At 40.6% G+C, this 18,591-nt stretch carries 23 protein-coding genes and 1 tRNA gene; 5 read left to right on the top strand and 19 right to left on the bottom strand.

From position 1 onward, the window contains the following. Nucleotides 1–177: 177 nt before the first annotated feature. Nucleotides 178–1,053: an STAS domain-containing protein gene (locus tag BAE31_RS16655; protein ID WP_056767330.1), complete on the bottom strand. Its 876-nt coding sequence runs from the start codon at nucleotides 1,051–1,053 to the stop codon at nucleotides 178–180. Between the two features lie 97 nt (nucleotides 1,054–1,150). On the opposite strand from BAE31_RS16655, the gene BAE31_RS16650 reads away from it, so the two are divergent. Continuing rightward, nucleotides 1,151–1,221, top strand: a tRNA-Gln gene (locus BAE31_RS16650). 55 nt (nucleotides 1,222–1,276) lie between these two features. Here the strand turns inward: BAE31_RS16650 and BAE31_RS16645 are convergent. Beyond that, nucleotides 1,277–1,657, bottom strand: a complete 381-nt coding sequence (locus tag BAE31_RS16645; protein WP_007501232.1) for a Spx/MgsR family RNA polymerase-binding regulatory protein — start codon at nucleotides 1,655–1,657, stop codon at nucleotides 1,277–1,279. Nucleotides 1,658–1,869: 212 nt separating this feature from the next. Between BAE31_RS16645 and BAE31_RS16640 the strand changes: the two genes are divergently transcribed. Continuing rightward, nucleotides 1,870–2,112 carry a DUF2626 domain-containing protein gene (locus tag BAE31_RS16640; RefSeq protein ID WP_003217440.1) on the top strand — a complete coding sequence of 81 codons (243 nt, stop codon included), beginning with the start codon at nucleotides 1,870–1,872 and terminating at the stop codon, nucleotides 2,110–2,112. 46 nt (nucleotides 2,113–2,158) lie between these two features. Here BAE31_RS16640 and BAE31_RS16635 read toward each other — a convergent pair whose 3' ends face one another. Further along, on the bottom strand, nucleotides 2,159–2,797 hold the full coding sequence (locus tag BAE31_RS16635) for an MBL fold metallo-hydrolase (RefSeq protein ID WP_076840972.1): 639 nt from the start codon (nucleotides 2,795–2,797) through the stop codon (nucleotides 2,159–2,161). 157 nt (nucleotides 2,798–2,954) lie between these two features. On the opposite strand from BAE31_RS16635, the gene BAE31_RS16630 reads away from it, so the two are divergent. Beyond that, on the top strand, nucleotides 2,955–3,128 hold the full coding sequence (locus tag BAE31_RS16630; protein WP_003217333.1) for a DUF2759 domain-containing protein: 174 nt from the start codon (nucleotides 2,955–2,957) through the stop codon (nucleotides 3,126–3,128). Nucleotides 3,129–3,152: 24 nt separating this feature from the next. Here BAE31_RS16630 and BAE31_RS16625 read toward each other — a convergent pair whose 3' ends face one another. From BAE31_RS16625 to rpmG, 11 genes are all read right to left on the bottom strand, one after another. After that, nucleotides 3,153–3,467, bottom strand: coding sequence for an MTH1187 family thiamine-binding protein (locus tag BAE31_RS16625; RefSeq protein WP_076841038.1), 315 nt, complete (start codon nucleotides 3,465–3,467; stop codon nucleotides 3,153–3,155). 76 nt (nucleotides 3,468–3,543) lie between these two features. Further along, nucleotides 3,544–4,797: an MFS transporter gene (locus BAE31_RS16620; RefSeq protein ID WP_076840971.1), complete on the bottom strand. Its 1,254-nt coding sequence runs from the start codon at nucleotides 4,795–4,797 to the stop codon at nucleotides 3,544–3,546. A gap of 156 nt (nucleotides 4,798–4,953) precedes the next feature. Then, complete coding sequence (locus BAE31_RS16615; protein ID WP_076840970.1) at nucleotides 4,954–6,078, bottom strand: M14 family metallopeptidase; 1,125 nt, start codon at nucleotides 6,076–6,078, stop codon at nucleotides 4,954–4,956. 85 nt (nucleotides 6,079–6,163) lie between these two features. Then, nucleotides 6,164–8,083 (bottom strand): LTA synthase family protein, encoded by a 1,920-nt coding sequence (locus tag BAE31_RS16610; RefSeq protein ID WP_075623503.1) that lies wholly within the window; start codon nucleotides 8,081–8,083, stop codon nucleotides 6,164–6,166. Between the two features lie 214 nt (nucleotides 8,084–8,297). Further along, on the bottom strand, nucleotides 8,298–9,251 hold the full coding sequence (locus BAE31_RS16605) for an ROK family glucokinase (protein WP_076840969.1): 954 nt from the start codon (nucleotides 9,249–9,251) through the stop codon (nucleotides 8,298–8,300). 13 nt (nucleotides 9,252–9,264) lie between these two features. After that, nucleotides 9,265–9,468, bottom strand: coding sequence for a YqgQ family protein (locus tag BAE31_RS16600; protein ID WP_008342322.1), 204 nt, complete (start codon nucleotides 9,466–9,468; stop codon nucleotides 9,265–9,267). Between the two features lie 70 nt (nucleotides 9,469–9,538). After that, nucleotides 9,539–11,077 carry a rhomboid family intramembrane serine protease gene (locus tag BAE31_RS16595; protein ID WP_076840968.1) on the bottom strand — a complete coding sequence of 513 codons (1,539 nt, stop codon included), beginning with the start codon at nucleotides 11,075–11,077 and terminating at the stop codon, nucleotides 9,539–9,541. An 86-nt stretch (nucleotides 11,078–11,163) separates the two neighbouring features. Next, nucleotides 11,164–11,337 carry a hypothetical protein gene (locus BAE31_RS19780; protein ID WP_162176177.1) on the bottom strand — a complete coding sequence of 58 codons (174 nt, stop codon included), beginning with the start codon at nucleotides 11,335–11,337 and terminating at the stop codon, nucleotides 11,164–11,166. A gap of 381 nt (nucleotides 11,338–11,718) precedes the next feature. Further along, nucleotides 11,719–11,976: a hypothetical protein gene (locus tag BAE31_RS19965; RefSeq protein ID WP_241770461.1), complete on the bottom strand. Its 258-nt coding sequence runs from the start codon at nucleotides 11,974–11,976 to the stop codon at nucleotides 11,719–11,721. A 57-nt stretch (nucleotides 11,977–12,033) separates the two neighbouring features. Continuing rightward, nucleotides 12,034–12,594: a 5-formyltetrahydrofolate cyclo-ligase gene (locus BAE31_RS16585; protein ID WP_041106883.1), complete on the bottom strand. Its 561-nt coding sequence runs from the start codon at nucleotides 12,592–12,594 to the stop codon at nucleotides 12,034–12,036. 48 nt (nucleotides 12,595–12,642) lie between these two features. Beyond that, nucleotides 12,643–12,792 carry a 50S ribosomal protein L33 gene (gene rpmG, locus BAE31_RS16580; protein WP_008360061.1) on the bottom strand — a complete coding sequence of 50 codons (150 nt, stop codon included), beginning with the start codon at nucleotides 12,790–12,792 and terminating at the stop codon, nucleotides 12,643–12,645. A 413-nt stretch (nucleotides 12,793–13,205) separates the two neighbouring features. Between rpmG and BAE31_RS16575 the strand changes: the two genes are divergently transcribed. Next, nucleotides 13,206–13,553, top strand: a complete 348-nt coding sequence (locus BAE31_RS16575) for a hypothetical protein (protein WP_024422989.1) — start codon at nucleotides 13,206–13,208, stop codon at nucleotides 13,551–13,553. Continuing rightward, the gene (locus BAE31_RS16570; protein WP_024422990.1) at nucleotides 13,550–14,050 is read left to right on the top strand and encodes an endolytic transglycosylase MltG; all 501 of its coding nucleotides are present in this window, start codon (nucleotides 13,550–13,552) and stop codon (nucleotides 14,048–14,050) included. Before BAE31_RS16575 ends, BAE31_RS16570 begins: the two co-directional genes overlap by 4 nt. 43 nt (nucleotides 14,051–14,093) lie before the next feature. Here BAE31_RS16570 and pstB (BAE31_RS16565) read toward each other — a convergent pair whose 3' ends face one another. From pstB (BAE31_RS16565) to BAE31_RS16545, 5 genes are all read right to left on the bottom strand, one after another. Then, a complete protein-coding gene (gene pstB / locus BAE31_RS16565) occupies nucleotides 14,094–14,876 on the bottom strand; it encodes a phosphate ABC transporter ATP-binding protein PstB (protein WP_041106885.1) in 783 nt (260 codons plus the stop codon). A 15-nt stretch (nucleotides 14,877–14,891) separates the two neighbouring features. Continuing rightward, a complete protein-coding gene (pstB, locus tag BAE31_RS16560) occupies nucleotides 14,892–15,704 on the bottom strand; it encodes a phosphate ABC transporter ATP-binding protein PstB (protein ID WP_034280171.1) in 813 nt (270 codons plus the stop codon). Nucleotides 15,705–15,727: 23 nt separating this feature from the next. Further along, nucleotides 15,728–16,612 (bottom strand): phosphate ABC transporter permease PstA, encoded by an 885-nt coding sequence (gene pstA / locus BAE31_RS16555; protein WP_025092964.1) that lies wholly within the window; start codon nucleotides 16,610–16,612, stop codon nucleotides 15,728–15,730. Then, on the bottom strand, nucleotides 16,612–17,538 hold the full coding sequence (gene pstC, locus BAE31_RS16550; protein ID WP_024422994.1) for a phosphate ABC transporter permease subunit PstC: 927 nt from the start codon (nucleotides 17,536–17,538) through the stop codon (nucleotides 16,612–16,614). Before pstC ends, pstA begins: the two co-directional genes overlap by 1 nt. Before the next feature lie 79 nt (nucleotides 17,539–17,617). After that, entirely contained in the window at nucleotides 17,618–18,535 is a 918-nt protein-coding gene (locus tag BAE31_RS16545; RefSeq protein ID WP_075623509.1) for a phosphate ABC transporter substrate-binding protein, read from the bottom strand. Nucleotides 18,536–18,591: the final 56 nt, after the last annotated feature.

The raw sequence follows: 18,591 nt of genomic DNA, 5'->3' as shown, positions 1-18,591 counted from the left end.
GTGGATCACTCCTTTCTCTGATCACATTGTAGAATGGCGGAACGTGAATGACAAAAGAGCAATTTATCATTTTCATGACTAATAAATGATGAAAACCCTCAACTCACGATGCATTACATCATTTTTTAGAAAAGAGCATATAAAAAAACCTGACTTTTACAAGTACAGGTTTTTTGGTCATGATGTGGCTTCTTGCGGCTGCTCTTCAAAGATACGAAATCCTCTTTTTTCTAACGCTTTTGCAAGGCTATGCTCAGTATTTACTTTTGAGAAATCAATGCCCAGTTTCACTACAGTTTGAGCGATCTCTGGGCGGATGCCTGAAATAATCGTCTCAATTCCTAGCAGCTTCGCACTATCGACCACTTTAAACAGCTGATAGGCCACCATCGTATCAACAACGGGAACACCAGAAATATCAATAAATAAGTGCGTTAGACGCAGTCTTGAAGCCTGTTCTAGTACGGATTCCAGAATGATTTTGGCCCGGTACGTATCGATCTCTCCAATCAGCGGCAAAATCCCAATTTCCTTTGATACTGGAATAACAGGTGCACTCAGTTCTTGAATCATCTCTCTTTGTGCATTCAGCTGACTGATTGTCACGCGGTCATATTCTTCTGATAAGCGCTCAATCATGTCATCAAATGTGGCGTGAAAGTGCTGATTCCACTGACACACATCTTGCAGCGTCACTTCAAGCTCTGTTTCTTGGGTGAATGTCTCAATTCTCGAACAGAAAATGTGGCGGAAAATCTTAAATTGTCCAATGATTTCATATAACGGCACCTCGTGCACTGCTCGATCACGTGCAATATCAACAGACCACTTTTTCAAATGGTTTTCTACTTTGTCAGACAGCGTCACAAGCGTGGCTGCAATGGTTTGAATAAACGCTGTGTTCTGTTCCTTCAGCTTCTTTTCCGTTTCCTCTGAAGCATGTTTAGAATATAATGAGCCTTCTTCTGTTCTTGTTTTTAGCCATTCTTCGGTCATGACAGGGGCTTCTTTTAGGATAAATTCGTATAATTGCTTTGATTTTTCATTTTTCATTTATTTCTTTCGCTCCTTTTTCACTAAAACTCGTGACATACAACTTTTATGTATAAATGACCGCAGATGGTGAACAATAACATTACACGTTTGATATTGGGCTATAGCCAAGTGGTAAGGCAATGGACTTTGACTCCGTGATCGTTGGTTCGAACCCAGCTAGCCCAGTTCAGCACAAAAACGAAGACGGCTGAAGCTTGTTTCAGCTGATCTTCGTTTTTTATTAGGAAACTGATTGATGAATCGCTTTCTTTTTTGATATTTTCATGAGTTCTCCTGGATTATAACCTACTACCAATTTATTTCCATCAATAATGATTGGTCTCCGTAGCAGCTTTGGTTTTTCAATGAGAAGCTGTAAGACCTCGTTTACTTTTAAGTCATTAATATTTAAATTTAAGCTTTTAAAAGCCTGACTTCGTGTGGCTAAAATTTCATCCATTCCTTCAGTTGTTAAAGAAAGAATCTTTTTTAATTCATCTAGTGTTGGCGTTTCTCTGAAAAGGTGACGCTCTTTAAAATCAATTTGATTCGCCTTTAACCAATGTTTTGTTTTGCGGCAAGACGTGCAGCTCGGGTATGAATAAAAAGTAATGTCACTCATTAGTCTTCCTCCTTAGGTCGTTAACCTTTTCTCTTATGGAGTAAGTACCCTCATGCTTTTCGGCATAAACACTTTTTCATCATTTTTTCAAAAAAATTTTTTCTACATTCAAAATAAATTGTTCACATGATGTCAAAAATGTAAATGTTTACATAACAAGTGGTGATCAGCTATAATATGAATCAAAGGGGTTTTTAAGGGGAGGGAAAGAAATGAATCGCATGTTCCGCGTGCTTGGCTTTTGGACGGGTATTTTTGCTGTCATGTTCTATTTAGGACATATGAAAGATGCATCGCTGCTGTTCTTCGGTCAAACCGTTCTTTTTGTATTTTTATCCTACTTGAATTTATCCGAAAGAATGTATATTTACATTTTCGGAGCGTACTTGACGATTTTCTTTGCCGGATTTACATATTATTCGATTTTCATCATGGTTCCCGGTACCGGACATTAATTGAAAAAAGCATCTCTTTAGAAGAGATGCTTTTTCATGCCTGCAATTAAAGAGAAAATCCATTAATAAACGGATTTTGCTCCTGCTCCGTCAGCACAGTCGTTTCCCTGCCATGTCCGCTTAAAACAAGAGTTGATTCTGGCAATGACAATAATTTATGATGGATTGATTGTAGCAGCACTTCCTGACTGCCGCCTACTAAATCTGTTCTCCCGATGCCGCCTTCAAATAGCGTGTCACCAGAAATAACAAAGCCCTCTTCCGCCGAATAGTAAGACACACTGCCTGGTGAATGCCCTGGTGTATGGAACATTTCTAATGTAAAAGATCCAATTTGAAGCGTTCCTTCTGACGTAATCAATTTTTCAGCTTCTTTGACCGTAATTCCATTCCCAATCAATCGAGCTGAACCGTTTAATTCAGCATTCGTGAGCCATTCTTTTTCATTTTCGTGTACATACAGCGGCACTCCCCACTCTTCGCGCACCTCATCTGCCGCGCCAATATGATCAAAATGAGCATGTGTCAATAAGACAGCAAGCGGTGTGAGCTGTTTTTCTTTTACATAAGCAATCAGCTTTTGCGCTTCACCGCCTGGATCAAAAATTAAGCACTCTCCCTGCTCGTTTTTCCAAATATATGCGTTCGCTTGTACATAGCCTAGTGGCATTCTTCTCCAATTCATTTTCATCACCTACTTTATTCATTCTTTTTTATTATGAAGGCTATTCAATAAAAATTCAAACAATCGTCAACTGGAATCTACTCGACAAGCTTTATGAAAACGGTTAAAATGAAAAGAAAGGAAATCAAGGGGATTGATGACAAAGGGGGACTTTCACATGATGCTCGTCATTATTTTTGGTCTAGTCACGATTTTAGCTGCGCTCGGCATCTATCGCTCACTAAAAAAAGTGAACGTACTTGCCATCGCTTTTGCAGGCGCTACATTTTTGGTTTTTGGATGGTTCACTGTCATGACCATCATCTATAGCGGTTATCCAACTGCACATTAAAAGCCTGCTTATAGCAGGCTTTTTTTATGGATTTAAATGCTTATTCACGCTTTCTAATTTGCTTGTAAGTGTTGTGGTTTGATCCCGTCTGTCATCGATGCGAATATTGGTCGCTACTCGGTGCAATCCCTTCTCAAAAGGGGCTTCATGAATTCGCTGAATGACCTCAAATAAAACGGATAATTCGCCTTCAATTAACGTATTCATCGGTGTTAATTGATATTTGATTTTCCCTTCTTGTTGAAAGCCTTCTAAAATTCTTTGTACATCTGCTACGTAAGCACTGACACTTGGTGTTTCAGTGCCTATTGGAATGATGGTGACGTCTGCTATAGCCATAATTTTTCCCCTTTCAATTAAATTCTCATGTTTTCTCGTCCTCATTGTAACCTATCCTCATTCAATCATGCCATGCTTACGTTGCGTTTACGGCAGGTTTGTCTCGTTCTATCGTCAAATCTGCTCTCTCTACCTTCCCGATCTTTGTAAACAGAAGCAGGCATATACCTGAAACAGCTTCAATGATGCCGCCGGCCGCAATGACATACCCAGACCCAAACAGGGTTGCCATATAACCGCCAATGAGGGCGCCTAACGGAATCATCAAGTAGGAAATCATGTTGATGATCGCATACACTTGCGGCTGATCCTCTGCCTTTACTGACAATTGAATCATCGTATGTTCGGGTACGTTAACTGCACTAATGGCTGCTCCTAAAGCAAAAGCTGATATAAACACAAGTGGTAACAATGCGTTCATACCTGTGATAAAGAAGGCGATTCCATCAACAATCCCAGCACCTATAAACAGCAATCCATACCGATTCACTTTTATCTTTGTCAAAACAAACCCCATCAAAAATGCCCCTAGTGCGGTTGTGACTTTGATGAATGAATAGACGACCGGTCCACTATGTAAGTCTTCCGTTAAATAAATAACAGACAATGCTTCCCATGGTGCCGCAGCAAAGTTTGAGCAGACACAAAAAATCGCTAATGGAAACAAAATATGGTGGCTTCTAACAAGTGAAAAACCTCGAATTAATCTTTTGCCGTAAGATAACCCTTTTTTGGCTTTATCGATGATGGCTTCTGTTTGATATGAAATCATGAACACCAATAAAGCGGACAAAAGGTAAAGAGGAATGATCACAAGCATTGTATAACCTACACCTACAAATGCAATCATGACACCACAAATCGTGACCGTCACAAGTCTTACTACATGACTTGCTGATTGGATCGTTGCATTCGCTTTTTGTATGAGGTCCTCATGGACAAGCTTTGGAATAATCGATACAGATGCCGGTTCATAGGAGCCTCCTGTCGCCGAATGCAGCAGCATACAGCCAATGATGAGGACTAATGGTGTGAAACCATAAAAGTAACTAACCACGATCACAAGGATAATTGCTGCTCGTGTTAAATCAGCAAAACACATCCAAAATTTCAATTGATGCGGCTTCATCATAGGCGTAATAAATGGTCCAACAATCGCTTGAGGAACAAAGCTGACTGCAATAAAAAAAGCTGTCCCTATGGCCCCTTTCCCTCCTAGTACTAAAAGCCACAAGATGGTGTTGAAAGATAAACTATCAGCCGTAATTTTGCACATTTTAGAAACAAATAAATAAGTAAAATTTCTTTTCCACAGGCTTTGAGCACTCAATAGTCGACATCTCCCTAAATCATATCCTTTTTTTTACATCCATATCTTTCACAATAGCTTACAAGGAGGCCTTCGTCAATTGCTTCAACATTGTTTTTATTGACCATAAGCAATTGATTGTTTCTCAAAATATGAAAAAGCACCAGACAGGTGCTTTTAACACTTACACGCTTCCCACAAAAGCCGCTTTGTTTTTTCATAGATCGAATCAAATTGATCTATGGAAAGAGGATTTTTCCCTAGACCAAGCTCGACTGTATAGCCCTCACTATGAAATTGATAAATAAACCAATCGCGATAGCCTGCATAGCTGTCGAGATATTGGATCGGTTTGTAGCCGCTTACTAGTTCGAATCGTTTGACCGTTTCTTTTGAGATGGCTGGCTCATGGCCAAGAAACCCCCAATAGATCTCTTCTCCTTGTGTATGAAGGGCGATCAGCCGGTCAAATCGTTTTCGCAACGCAAGATTTGCCATCGCTTTCGCTTCTGGTTCTGTTAATGGCTCGCGCCCTGGATAATCCCGGTAGGACGGTGCCTTCGACTGATGACGATAGTACTCGATCTCCCAATAAGCAGGAAATTGATTGTTTAAATCCACCCCTCGAATATTTGCTTTCCATTCCCGGTAATCGGAATATCCATCGTTTAGCAGTGTGAATTCTTCACGATGAAGACCTAGTGACTCCGGTCCATTACGAACCAAATCCACTCCATCTGGATTGACCATTGGCACGATGGATAAAGCGGTGGTCTGCAGGATATGAACCGCTTCATAATGTCTTGCCTGAACGGGATCTGACGCTGCTAAGCAAAGCGATTTCAACCATTTTAATAAAACAGACGTCGTGATCCATTCATTTGCATGAAATGAGGCATTGAGATGAATAGAATGTAAATGCTGAACAGGCTCTGTTCGGATCTCATAAATAGGTGTATCAAGCACTGAATGGCCAATGACGCTAATATGAAGAAAAGGAAATACGGCTTTCAAGCGGCTCAGCTCTTCTTCTAATTGAGCGCTATCATATTCAAATGTTCCATTAATCCAATCATCGGATTGCTGCAGTCTGTAAGGTGCAATAAATCTCTGCACATCACCAATAGAATTAAATACATGGACTCCTTCTGGAAGTCTATATCCCGGCAAAAGAAGGTTATCAGTGCTTGTTTGATTAGATAAATGAAAAGCAGCTTTGCCAATACCAAGCTGCTTTGCCACAGCATCCCTCCCTGCTTCATCCAGCTGCCATTCAATTTTTCCAAACGACGTTGTCTTCATTTACATCCCTCCTCTCATACTATATGAGCCGTCAGACAAAAAAAGAAAACCTCTGCTTCTAAAATAGCAGAGGTTTTTTCATCTATTAGGACGCCTTTTTCAGCTCCGTTTCACCTTCTTTTTTGGATGGTGAATGGTCCGGGCTGTTTCGATCATAAAATCTAAGGAGATCTCCGTAGATGATTTGATCAGAGAATTGAAGCTCCTGCTTCGCTTTCTCTTCATAAGACTGACACACATTTTTATCTTCTGCTGGCTCGCCTGTCTCTTTATTGTAGCAAACACCATCTGTAAAAATGCTGTCCTTCGTTATAAAGCTTCCATCACGGAGTACTGTAAAGTCATTCTTATCTTTTGATAAAAGGTCATGACCAAATTGAATTTGTTTACTTGTATCAATCCCTAGAAGATTGAGTACAGTTGGACGGATATCGACCTGACCGCCTACCGTATCAATTTCTTTTGGATGTTGATCCGTTACCCCTGGAATGTGTACAACAAACGGGACTTTTTGAAGCTGCACTTCTTCAAATGGCGTAATCTCTTTATTTAAGAATTGTCCCATGGCTTCGTTATGGTTTTCAGAAATTCCGTAGTGATCCCCATACAAAACAAAAATGGAGTTATCGTATAACCCAGCTTCCTTCATCTTTTTAAAGAAAAGCTTAAGGGCTTCATCTTGATAACGCACTGTAGGGAAGTACTTGTTCAGTGTTTTGCTTTTTGAATCATATTCATCAATGAGCTTATCTTCTTCATCTAAATCAAAAGGGAAATGGTTCGTTAATGTAATCAATCTCGTATAGAAAGGTTGCGGGATCGATTTCATTAATTCAGCGGACTGCTCAAAGAACGGACCATCTTTCAGTCCCCAACCAACTGAGTTTTCTTCATTCACATCAAATGATTTAATATCAAAGAACTTATCGTAGCCAAAGCTATCGTAGATAAGGTCACGGTTCCAGAAGCTTTTGTTATTCGCATGAATAACAGAAGAGTGGTAGCCCTCATCCTTTAACAGCTCAGGTGTCGCTGTAAACTCATTACTTGGATTTGTGAAGAACACAGCCCCTCTTCCAAGTGGATAAAGAGAGTTATCTACAATAAACTCTGAATCAGATGTTTTCCCTTGACCTGTTTGGTGATAAAAATTAGTAAAGTTATAACTCTTCTTGATCAATTTGTTTAAAAACGGAGTAATTTCTTTCCCGTTTAATTTTTCATTGATCACGAAACTCTGTGTAGATTCAAGTGATACAAGAATGACATTTCGTCCTTTTGCTTGACCAAATGTCTTTTCATTACGGTCCGTTTGATTTGCGCTTACATAGTTTTCAATTTCAGTTAAGCTATTGCTGTCAGCAAGGGCTCGTTGAGCGGACTGCTTCGATTGCAATACCCCGTCATAAATATGGAAGTTATATAAGCTGATATTTTTCACCAGCATCTCACGGTCAAATGAGCGAGTAAGCAGTTCTGGTCTTTCTGTTTCAGCTAAACCAAGGTTAAAGAAAAATGTAGCTGCCACAAATAAGTAATATGCTGCTCGTTCTTTTCGTGAAACTGTGACATCTGTTCTAAAGGAAGGCTGTTTTTTATAGAGCCAAATTAAAATGATAATATCAACAAACATCAGTAAATCGACTGGTTCAATTAAAGAGGTAATACTGGACCCGAGGTCACCCATATTGTTTGTTTGAAATAGGACGGGGATGGTTAGAAAATCACTATAGAATCGATAAAACACAATGTTGGCTAACAAAACGAATGTTAGGATAAAGCTTGTCACGATAATATATCGATTGCGATTTTTTTCTTTGAAAAATAAACCGATACCGAAGATAAACAAGAGAAAGCTAAGCGGATTAATAAACAGGATAAACTCCTGCATGAAATTTTCAATTTTAATATTGAAGCTAGATTTATAGATAACATAGGTTTTGACCCACATCAGCAATGTCGCAATCAGTAAAAATGAAATCGCCTTTAATCTATTCTTTCGCATTGTAACCTCCTTATGCTAAGCGCGCACCCAGGTCTCTAGATATACCCTAATTATTGGTGCTTCTAGAAAAATAACTAAAGTATATCTTATCCTGTATATGATGGAAAATCAATGTCTTTTTCCTCATGACAAACTTATGAATATGCTAAACATCCAATTTCATGCCTATCTATCGCTTTTTTTAATAAAAATGACATCATTATGACTTTTTTGTTCAAGACAGCCATTTGGTTTTTGCCATCCATGCACCGCCGATAACACCCGCATCGTTTCCGAGTGATGCAATTACCACTTCAACATCGTCAGCGCAAGGCGGGAAAGCATGTTGTTTCACAATGCGCTCTACTTTACTGCGAAGAAGCTCACCTGCTTTTGAAACACCGCCGCCAATTACAATTTTTGTTGGGTTTAAAGCACTAGCAAGATTCGCTAGGACAAGTCCAAGATGTGTCGTCACTTCTTCTACGACACGCATTGCAAGATCATCTCCATTTTCTGCCGCTTCAAATACATTCTTTGCCGATAGCGAAGCGAGCTTGCCAAGTGAAGATGTATGATGCTCGGTTTCTAATTTATCCTTTGCAATCCGGACGATGCCAGTTGCAGATGCGATCGTTTCAATACAGCCTGTTCTTCCGCAGTTACACGGTGCTCCTTGAAATGGAACGGCACAAATATGGCCAATTTCTCCGCCAGCACCTGTCTCCCCTTGAACAACTTCACCGTTGACGATGATGCCGCCGCCAACCCCTGTTCCAAGTGTAACCATCAGGATATTTTTTGCGCCATCACCTGCACCCTTCCACATTTCACCGAGTGCAGCAATATTCGCATCATTTTCAATGACAGATGGAAGTCCCGTCTCTGCCTCTAGGTGATCTTTCAAGGGGTAGTTTGTCCAGCCCAGATTCGTTGTTTTATAGACGATGCCAGATACTTTATCTACAGGTCCAGGCGCACCCATTCCGATCCCAATAAGTGCTGATTTCGGCATACTGATCTCAACCAGTTTATGGTCAATTGATTTGGCAATATCGACTGTGATCGTCTGCCCGGATTTATCCGTAGGAATCTCCCACTTATGCTGAATTTCACCATATAGATTAATGAACGCAAGCTTAATTGTCGTACCGCCAAGATCAATACCTACAAACCAATCCCCTGTCATATGCCCTCCACCTTCACATTGTTTTTCGATTTAATTTGGCTAGCTCCATTTGAAGAATCGTCATTGCGTTTGACCATTCGGTCCGGTCAATGATACCCGATGTATACATTTCCTTCAATTCGTCTGCCATAAATTCTAATTCTACTTCACGATCTCCGAAATACACATAATTTCCAAATCTCATGAGCAGCTGCTGTACATCATATAACGTTTTCATTGTTTCCACCATTTCTTTTCATCAACAGATAGGATAAGCGTATTCATAAATGCGATTTCAGTCAAGTCATTCAACGTGTTTGACTATTTTCGATATATTGTTTCAGCTTTAAAAATTGATCATTTTGAGGATCTTGTTTTAACGCTTTCGCTAATAGATCCTCTGCTTTCGCTGTCTCTCCTTTTTCTACGTATAAAAGCGATAAATGATACAGTTTATTTGGATCATCTGGATCTTTTTCAAGCGACTTTTGTAAATATTGAATAGCCTTATCAAGTTGGCCCTGCTGCGCTTCCGATAGTGCATAGATATGAAGTGCCTCAGCTGATGCATCTTTATCGTGCACATATTCCTCTAGTCGTTCACTTGCTTCGCTATACTTTTTCTCATCAAATAAACTTGCTGCCTCACTTGTTGCCGCTGCTTCCTTTTGATCGTCAGAATGAAACCCTGTATACAATCCAAAACCGCCAATAAAGAGCAAAGCAGCACTCGCAAGAAGCATTTTGACAGGCTGGATCTGTTTAGGCAGACGGACAGCTAATGCCGTGAAAAAACCACCAACCAAGCCGCCAAGATGCCCTGCATTATCAATACCTGATACAGTGAAGCCTATTCCTAGGTTGATGAGGATAATGACAATAATATTTGTCCCCATCGTCCGAAAGAAAAGCTTTCGGTTTGAGATGGCTAAATATAACAGTGCGCCTAAGCAGCCAAAGATCGCGCCAGATGCGCCGGCTGCAATTGCCGTATTAAACACAAAGCTCGCTATAGAACCAAATATGCCGGAAATGAAATAGATGAGCAAAAATCTTCCCGACCCATAAATTCTCTCAACAGCCGCTCCAACGGACCAAAGAGCAAAAGTATTAAAGAGTAAGTGCGTCAAGCCAATATGTAAAAACATTGGTGTAATCAGGCGCCACCATTCACCCTCTAAAATCAGCACATTATTTTTAGCACCAAATGCTGTTAAAGTTGCGGTATTGGTACTTCCGCCTGACAGCTCAAGTAAAAGAAACATCACCACTTGGACAGCGATCAGCAAGTAGGTAAAAATGGGTCTGCCATTTTGAAACACGGCCCGTTCTCGTTCTCGCTGTTTTTCCTGATCATCAAATGCCTGAAGCACGTTCCTTTTCAGCTGCATTGCATCCTCAGCTGTGTCTCTCTTCGCTTCTTCTACATTTACTGCAAGCGATGTATTCAGCCATTTTTGCAGTTCGTTTACATCGTTTTGAAGCGTGTCTGCATTGAGTAATACAGGAGTAACTGTCACCTTATTCTCTTTTTGCGGCTGACCGTTTAGGTCTTCCCAATCATCTACTGGAACATCAGTTGTAAATTGCAGCTGCAGGAGATGAAGAGATCGTTTACGCATAGCTTCTCTCAGCTGATTGATCCGATATGTTTGCTCCTCGATATCTCGAACGATCTCCTGCCTGAAATTCACATCTTTTCTATATAGACGGATGAGATCATAACCTGAGTTTCGTGGTGCTTCAAAAAATATTTCATCTTCTGGGTACGGACTTTGAATCATCTCGTATCCTTTTTGTCTTAGTTCATCAACAACTCGCCAAAATAAACTATCTATGACATTCATACATTCGCGCTCCATTTTTTACATTATTATAGCAAGAATCGTTCTTATCCGCATTTCTAAACAAAAAAATCCCGGCTTTTGCGGGATTAGAATGCTTGGCGAATAAATTTCGTCCGAAAATATGGGATTTTCATCAGCCATTTAATCAAAAAGTGTCGGACTTGATTTTGCCCTAAAACCAAATTCATGAGCCGATAACGATTTTGCACGAGAACGAATGCAAACAGTGTGAACACAATGCTCCAAATCATTTTATTCATCATATTCCCTCCTATGTTCGTATCGTGGCTTAAATAGGATTTGTTTATGCATGAACCATCGTTTTTATCGCTTAAAAGGTTCCTTTCATAAGCAGGCCTTCACAATCTAATCCCTTGTTCTTTTGATTGAATATAATAGACCTCTCCGCACTCTGATTGATCATAAGAAACATCAAATTGATGAAGGTCGATTAAATCCTTGAAAGTATGAGGCAGCTTACAATTCCGCTCTAACTCCTCCACCTTATGCGGGAAGTAACTGTCGTATGGATTTGGTGTATGAACATATACAGCGTCTTAACCAGGGTCATGTTCGTGAATACACATCCAAGTTTGGTATGGCTTTTCAAAGCTTTCAAGCTGTTTTAGCAGCCTATGATATCAAGCGATATGAGCTTTGATATGCTCTCTTCTTATTTTTAAACTATTTTCCCCGACTCCAAAAAAATCAAGGTGCGTATGCCAAAAATAAAACCATGAATCACGATCAAGTTTTAAGTCACAAGTATTTACTTCCTCCCACATATGACGGAAGTATCTTTTCTTTCCACGACATTTTTTCAAAACATATCCTCCGTCAGCTAAAATGCCTTTTAATGAAGACTGTTGATCGCTATCGTTCATGTGACTTTTGATCATAAGCAAGCACCTTCGCTCAACACAAAAAGCCCGTTCTTACGTATAAGCAGCGGACTTTTATTTTGGATATATGGTACCTTTCTCACTGACCATGATTGAGACTGGGATGTCGTGCGTTTCAGCCGGAATATGCTCGGTTTGCTGTACTGTCAAGCAAAGGGCAAGCGTTTCGCCGTGATAGTCAGCTAAGTAGCGGTCATAATAGCCGCCCCCATATCCGATACGGTAGCCTTTTCGATCGAAGCACACACCAGGCACAATGATCAAATCGATTGATTCTTTAGATGCAGCGGCCGACGTCAGAGGGTCTGGCTCTATTAGCCCAAAGTAGCGGGAGATCATTTTCGTTTCCGGTGTATATTCATAAAACGTCATCTCTTTTGTTTCCGGAAAACAGGTGGGTACACATACTGTTTTCCCCTCCTGCCAGGCTTTTTCAATGAGAGGCATTGTCGGTACCTCTTTTCCTCTAGACATGGTGAGTGCAATCGTATTCGCTTGTTTCCATGATGACAGTTGAAACAAGTGCTCATGAAGTAAAGCGGTGCTTCGCTTGAATTCCTCAGCACTCATCTGGTCCAGCTTGGCTAATGTTTGAAGACGAAGCTCTTTTTTCACACAGATCATCTCCCATCATAAAAAAACAGCAGGAAAATTCCCTGCTGCTTACTTTGTTTCACGATGTAAAGTTTGTTTTTTATCACGTGAGCAATACTTTTTGAATTCAACGCGATCTGGATTGTTTCGCTTATTCTTTTTAGTAATATAGTTACGCTCACCGCATTCAGTGCAAGCTAGAGTAATATTTACGCGCATGTTTTTCCCTCCAAACTAAAATCAATTCACATTCAGACCTAACTATAATACCACTTCTAGCTTAGGAATGCTAGAATGTTTTTTCACCAATTTGAATTTCAGTCAATCCCGTCCGCGTTCTGATCCATATCACACCGTCATTTCATGAAAAATGGCCTGCTCCCCTATAAAACCTCAATCTTTGTCGTACTGTATACATGAGGAACCCTCTTTTATTTTGACAGCGAGCAAGATTTTCATACTCGTTTTTCATATAAAAAGAAAAAAGATGAAAAAAAGGTGATTTTTTCAGCAATTCCTTTTGAAACTAGCTTTTTTATGGTATAAAAAAGAAGGGTCGAAAACTGTCTGAAACGATCATGAAAGCCTTTTATGGCTTTCAGCATTAAAATATGAATAAAAGGTGATGAAACATGGAAATTGCAATTATCGGATTGCTTGTTGTCAGTATCGTACTGATCGCATTCTCATATTTTCAAAGAGAGCCGATTAAAGAAGTCGAGCAGGAACTTGAAACGCTTCAACTATCTGCAATGCAAGAAATCTATAAACTGAAAAAGAAAATGAAGGTTCTTGAAGAAGAATTGCTTGAAACAAACATTGTCGTCCGCAAACATTCAGAAATTGATCCATCTATCGCAAGACAAATCATTTCAAAGCATCAAAATGGCATGTCTCCTGAGGCCATTGCGCGCGCTGAGCATGTATCTGTAGATGAGGTCAACATGATCATTAAAGACAATGAGAAGGTGCTTGTATGACGAAAAAAAGCATCCAAACGTTTGCGGCAGGTATGATTCTTGCAACTGGTGTTCTGGCGATCGTTTTTTTCCTCACTGGAAAAGATGAAGCGGCGGCTGATACAACCACAAAAGAAACGCTCGCAGCGAAAGTAACAGACACCGACGTGAAAAACTATTTAGACTCTAAAAAAGAAGTCTCTGTCAGCCGTGAAACATATCAGCAGCTTCTTGATTATAAAGAAAAAGCACTGAAGGCAAATGAAGACGGCGATTCGAAAAATGATAAAGAAACATCAGACAAGCCTAAAGGCAAATCGGTCAAATTTGTTATTAAAAACGGGATGAGCACAAGTGATGTTTCAGACATGCTTGAAAAGGACGGAATCATCAACTCGTCTAAAGATTTTAATGATTACGTGATTGACGCCGGCTACCATAAAGAAATTCGTGCAGGCAAGTTCAATTTAAAAACAGGGATGACGTTTAAACAAATCGTCAAAGCCTTAACAAAATAACAACAAAAACCCCCTGGCGGCGCTGACCTCCAGGGGGTTTTTATTAACCAAATCGACCAGATATATAATCATTTGTTCTTTGATCATTTGGCTCAGAGAACATCACATTCGTATCATTGACCTCAACAAGCTCTCCCATTAAAAAGAAGGCTGTTCTATCTGATACCCTCGCCGCTTGCTGCATGTTATGCGTCACAATGGCAATCGTGTATTTCTCTTTTAATTTCATAATCAATTCTTCAATCTTTAATGTTGAGACAGGATCAAGCGCTGATGTTGGTTCATCCATTAGTAAAATGTCTGGGCTTGTGGCAATAGCTCTTGCGATACAAAGACGCTGCTGCTGACCGCCGGAAAGACCTAATGCAGGTGCACTTAATCGATCTTTCACTTCATCCCAAAGGGCAACATCACGAAGCGCTTTTTCAGCGATTTCTTTCAATTGCTGCTTGCTCTTCACGCCGTGAATTCTTGGTCCGTAGACGACATTATCAAAGATAGACTGAGGGAATGGGTTTCCTTTTTGAAAGACCATCCCGACGTTTTTACGCAGTTCCACTAGATCAACGCGGCCTTTTAAAATATTGTCGCCGTTATACATCATATCTCCGGTGATTTTCACACCTGGCACTGTTTTGACCATAAGATTTAAGGTCTTAATAAACGTTGACTTTCCGCAGCCGGACGGACCGATAATTGCTGTGACTTCATGCTCTCTAATGTCTAAATCAATATGCTTCAGTGCGTGATGCTGTCCGTACCAAAGGTTCATATCATTCACACGAAACACTTCTTTTTTTGCTGTTTCAGTTGCTACTGCATTCATCAAAATCCACCCGCCTTATCCAAATCGACCATTGATATAGTCTTCTGTTTTTTGCTGCGCAGGACGTGTAAAGATACGTTCAGTGGCATCATATTCTACTAGATCACCGTTCAGGAAAAAGGCCGTATGATCAGATACACGTAACGCTTGCTGCATGTTGTGTGTCACAATGACGATCGAATAATCATTTTTCAATTCTGATAATAGCTCTTCAATTTTTGCATTTGAGATCGGGTCTAGGGCAGAAGCGGGTTCATCTAACAAAAGAACGCTGGGCTTCATCGCAAGCGTACGCGCAATACAAAGGCGCTGCTGCTGACCGCCGGATAATGACAAAGCCGAGCGGTGCAGACGATCTTTGACTTCATCCCACAGCGCCGCTTTTGTTAAGCTTTCCTCTACCGCATCATCAAGCACTGATTTTCTTTTTTCACCCGCATACTTTAACGCATGGGTAATGTTATTGTAGATCGATTTAGGAAATGGGTTTGGTTTTTGGAAAACCATGCCGATTTCTCTTCGTAAATTCACCACATTAATGCGGTCATCCAAAATATTGAGCCCTTCGTACATGATCGCACCTTCACTTCTCGCACCTGGGATCAAGTCGTTCATGCGGTTAATGCTGCGTAAAAAGGTTGATTTCCCGCACCCAGATGGGCCGATTAATGCGGTAATTGCGTTCTTCTCAATTTCAAATGAAATGTGATTGACCGCTCTTTTTTCACCATAATAAATGCTTAAATCCTGCACCTGTAAAATCTGTTCCGCTTGAAGTGGAGCCTTTTTTGCTGCAATCTCTTTTTTTTCTGCTAGCATTTGAACCATATCCCCTTCACACCTCTCTCGCATTATTTTGACGTAAGCTTTTTATGAATAAATGAACCAAGCCATCTAGCTGCTAAGTTGAATACTAAAACTGAAAGCACAAGTACGGCTGATGCACCATTTGCAATGGCCTCTGCATCTGGAATGATTCCTTGTGTATTGACGTTCCATATATGAACGGCTAATGTTTCTGCCGGTCTAAAAATATTCAGCGGTGACGTATCAGAAAATGGACTCCAGTTTGTAAAGTCAAGACGCGGTGTGGTGAGACCTGCTGTGAAAAGAAGCGCTGCTGCCTCCCCAAAGACTCTTCCTGATGCTAAAATCGCACCGGTAATAATAGAAGGAATCGCACCAGGAATCAGGACTGTCTTCACTGTATGCCATTTCGTCACACCGAGCGCAAGTGATGCTTCCTTTTGATCCTTCGGTACAGAGCGAAGCGCGTCTTCTGTCACCCTGACCATGACTGGCAGGTTAAACACCGTGAGCGCAAGAGCTCCTCCGATGATCGTATAGCCCCAGCCTGTTAAATTGACAAACATGAGTAAACCAAACATACCAATGACAATAGAAGGAAGTGAAGACAGCACTTCAATACATGTGCGAATAAAATCAGTGACTTTGTTTTGAGGCGCATATTCAGCCATGTACACTCCGCCGCCGACACCAAGTGGTACTGTGATCAGCATTGTTATAAACAAAATGTAAAACGAGTTAAACAGCTGATCCCTAATACCGCCGCCAGAGCCAATTGCACTTGAGCGGGTTGTCAAAAAGTCAAAATTTAATTCTTTTGCACCGTTGAAGATGATATAAGAAAACAAACCAACTAGGATCGCCGTAATAATGGCGGCACATAATCCAAAAACAAACGTGGCAAAACGATCGGTCATTTTGCTATTCATTAAATCTTCCTCCTAGACGACAAGTATCTGATAATGAGTATGAACATAAACGATACAACTAGAAGGACAAGCCCCATTGACCAAAGTGTATTGTTTTCAACACTTCCATACGTTGTGTGACCCATGTTTAACGTAATAATGGTTGTTAATGTACCAGCTGTATCCATAATGCTCTCTGGTAAATTACGCGTGTTTCCAATGACCATCTGAACGGCAAGGGCTTCACCAAATGCTCTTGCCATTCCAAGAACGACTGCTGTCATTAATGTTGGAAGAGCTGCCGGTACAAGCACACGTCTAATCGTTTGCCATCTTGTAGCGCCAAGTGCATAGGATCCCTCACGTAAGCTTTTTGGAAGGGAAGCCATTGCATCAGTTGCAATAGAAGTAACGGTTGGCAGAATCATAATAGAAAGGACAATCGTTCCTGCTAACACGCTGTGCCCTGAGCCGCTTGACTTGAAATGTCCGATAAACGGCACCAATACTGTAAGACCTATGAATCCGTAAACAACGGATGGAATCCCTACAAGCAATTCGATGACTGGCTGGAGAATTTTCCGGCCCCATGCAGGTGCAATTTCTGTCATAAAGATCGCTCCTGCGATGCCTAGCGGCGCTGCAATAAGTGCCGATAGAAGCGTGACGGCGATCGATCCAAAGATAAAAGGAAATGCACCGTACTCCGGGTTTTCTGCTGTTGGGTTCCAATTGATACTGGTTAAGAACTCAATTGGGCTTACACCATTTACGATGAAAGATTGTAAACCCTTAATGCCAAGGAATATTGTGATGGCGATGGATACTGCAATCATTAAGAATGCGCAGAATTTCACCAAAATACTTCCTCTTACTTCATCCATTTGCCTATTTTTCTTCGAGCTGATCAGCCGATCGCTCGCTTCTGTATGTTCTATCTGCTTCATCTTTTTCTACACTCCTATGAATGTCATAAAAGGAAAAGTGAAATGCTCCACTTTTCCTTCATCAGCAATTCAAGACCTCTTACTTATCCGATTGTTTGCCTGTTGCGTCTCTTTCTACTTTCATATTAGAGACTGAGATGTAGCCTTGGTCTTTGACGATTTCTTTTTGTACTTCGTCACTCATAAGGTAATCTAAGAATTGTTTTGCTAGACCTTCCGGCTCACCTTTTGTATAAGAGTGCTCGTATGCCCAAATTGTATATTTCCCGCTTTCTACATTGCTTTCTTCTGGTTTCACACCATCAATGCTAAGCGGTGTAATTTTGTCATCTGTTAAATAAGAGAATGCTAGGTATCCAATCGCACCTGGTGTTTCTGCAATCAGCTTTTTCACTGTGTTTGAAGAATCTTCTGTGATTCCTTCTGCAGGTGTTGCACCATCAAGTGCATATTTCACAAATGTTGCACGTGTTCCTGAAGAATCAGGTCTGTTGACAAGCGTGATTTTTTGGTCCTTCCCGCCAAGCTCTTTCCAGTTTTTGATTTTACCAGTGAAGATTTTTTTCAATTCGTCCTTTGTGATGTCTTTGACACCCACTTCAGGGTTTACAGCTGCGGCCATTCCAACAACTGCTACTTTGTGGTCTTTTAAAGCTTTTGCGTCGATTCCGTCTTTCTCTTCAGCGAATACATCTGAGTTTCCAATTTGTACAGATCCTTCTGAAACTTGAGAAAGTCCTGTTCCTGAACCGCCGGCTTGTACTTGAATATCGGCTTTTGGATGTTTATCCATGAATTTTTCTGCTGCCGCAAGAACTAAAGGCTGCATCGCAGATGATCCTGAGATGGTAATGGAACCTGATGCCTCATCTTTGTTTGAAGCATTTCCTTTACTGTCTTTTGAATCTCCGCTTGAGCTGCTGTTTCCGCATGCTGTGACGAATGCTAACAATGCGATAGTAAGGAAAGTAAGCAGCCATAATTTGTTCTTTTTCATTTCAAGAATACCCCCTGAATAATTTGTCCTACGAGTAATACATTAAAGGTTCTTTA

The sequence above is a fragment of the Bacillus sp. I-2 genome (assembly GCF_001974945.1).
GTDB lineage: Bacteria > Bacillota > Bacilli > Bacillales > Bacillaceae > Bacillus > Bacillus safensis.
This window is presented reverse-complemented; position numbering and strand designations above follow the sequence as displayed.